The 451-nt window shown below is 67.0% G+C and carries 1 pseudogene; it reads right to left on the bottom strand.

Features of this window, described 5'->3' with window-relative positions:
- Nucleotides 1–279 (bottom strand): annotated as a pseudogene (locus tag G3I71_RS47485) (metal-binding protein); the annotation flags it as partial.
- Between the last annotated feature and the right edge of the window lie 172 nt (nt 280–451).

Below are 451 nucleotides of genomic sequence, written 5' to 3'. Positions count from 1 at the left end.
AATCTCATCGCGGCCGCCCGGGGAAACGGGTAGGTTGAAGTGTAAGCCGGCTCGGGCGCCGCCGGTTCTGCGACAAAGAGTGAGGCCGTCGGCGGCGAGCCGCCGGTCGGGTGTGTCGTAGTAGACGGCGTCGAGTTCGACGGTGCCCTGGTCGGTCACGGCCGTGATCCCGGCCGTGCCCGTCAGGTCCGGCACCTCGCCGCGGGCCGGCCCGGAGCCCTTCTTGCCGGCCCGTGTGAACTCGAACTTCCGCTCGATCTCGCGCTTCGTGTGCGCCATGGACCGAATTTAGTGCTGAACGGGACGTGACTCCAGGGTGAACGGGGCATTAGGCCGACAACGGCCGTTGCACCTTGATCGACTGCAACAGCCCGACGGCGACCTAGACGGCGAACATCGAGGAGCCTCCGTACGAGACGAAGGGCAGCGGGATCCCGGCCACCGACATGAT

The organism is Streptomyces sp. SID12501 (assembly GCF_010550245.1).
Lineage (GTDB): Bacteria > Actinomycetota > Actinomycetes > Streptomycetales > Streptomycetaceae > Streptomyces.
This window is presented reverse-complemented; position numbering and strand designations above follow the sequence as displayed.